Annotated in this window: 1 protein-coding gene and 1 pseudogene; one reads left to right on the forward strand and one right to left on the reverse strand. The window is 35.7% G+C overall.

The window, feature by feature from the left end; all coding sequences use genetic code 11:
• Nucleotides 1–291, forward strand: a pseudogene (locus AC1DRF_RS28690) (hypothetical protein); the annotation flags it as partial.
• A gap of 100 nt (nt 292–391) precedes the next feature.
• Here the strand turns inward: AC1DRF_RS28690 and AC1DRF_RS28695 are convergent.
• Entirely contained in the window at nt 392–907 is a 516-nt protein-coding gene (locus AC1DRF_RS28695; RefSeq protein WP_427075400.1) for a DUF4241 domain-containing protein, read from the reverse strand.
• Between the last annotated feature and the right edge of the window lie 280 nt (nt 908–1,187).

The raw sequence follows: 1,187 nt of genomic DNA on the forward strand, positions 1-1,187 counted from the left end.
CCCCTTAACATTGCCAAGAGCTTGCGATTAGGGCTTTCACTAAAGAAAAGCCCTAATCGCAAGCTCTTGGCAATGTTAAGGGGAATGCATAGATATTCTGGATTTCAATTATGGTGTGAGGTTTACAATGAAAGAGGCTTAAGAATAATTAATGATCTACTTGTAGAAGAAGTTGGGAATGAAGTTGTATATGCTAGCTTCTTAGGAGAATTGAAATGGGAAAGCAATCAATTGATTACTATTAAGTCTAAAACAAGCAGTTGGATGAAARAAGTCCATATCCCTTTATAATATAATTTCTAATTGTATATAGTATCCACGTCCTTAGTTACCATATACAAAATTCTAGGAAGAAGTAAGAGACTTCCTTTATTGAAAGTCTCTTACTTCTTCATTCTTCTTCATCTTCTACGTAAAATTCCAATAAAACAGCTACAATTTCATTTTGATCATTTTGTTGAACAAAAACGGGGTAGTATCCATCACCTATACCAGACATTGAAACTGTACCACCTGCTACGATGCCAGCTTCATCATCAGAAGAAGCGATAATGTCTGAGCACGCAACATAATATTTCATGCCTTCTTCATCCATTTCTATCTCATAAATATTTTTTAATTCGTATGAAATAGCTTCATCTCTACCGAAAACGGATGCATCAAATATACCCGCCATAGCAGAATCAACGCCGATATTTTTACCTGTTTCTGTCCATTCTGAACCCAATTCAACAGCACGGTGACAGGCTATTAATTTAGTTATCGTAAAATCTTCAGTGAAGAAGACAATCGATTCCGATTCTCCACTTTTAGCTGGCTCCAATACCCAAGATAATATGTCACTTTCGTCAAAAGCGTCTTCTACTGGATAACACGGATCTGAAACAATAAGTTGATTTCCTTTCACCTCGAAAGAACCTAGGATTTTTTTATTCATATTTCCCCCCCATTTATCTAATAGTTTAATTCATCTAGTTCCATAAATGAAGGCGCATAGGATATGCAAAACAAGTTCACATAATCAACATTATAGGAACTATAAAAGGCCAAGAAACTGAATGTTTCCTGGCCTCTATTAGATAAATGGGGGGGAAATATGAATAAAAAAATCCTAGGTTCTTTCGAGGTGAAAGGAAATCAACTTATTGTTTCAGATCCGTGTTATCCAGTAGAAGACGCTTTTGACG

This window comes from Priestia sp. P5_B4 (assembly GCF_056400385.1).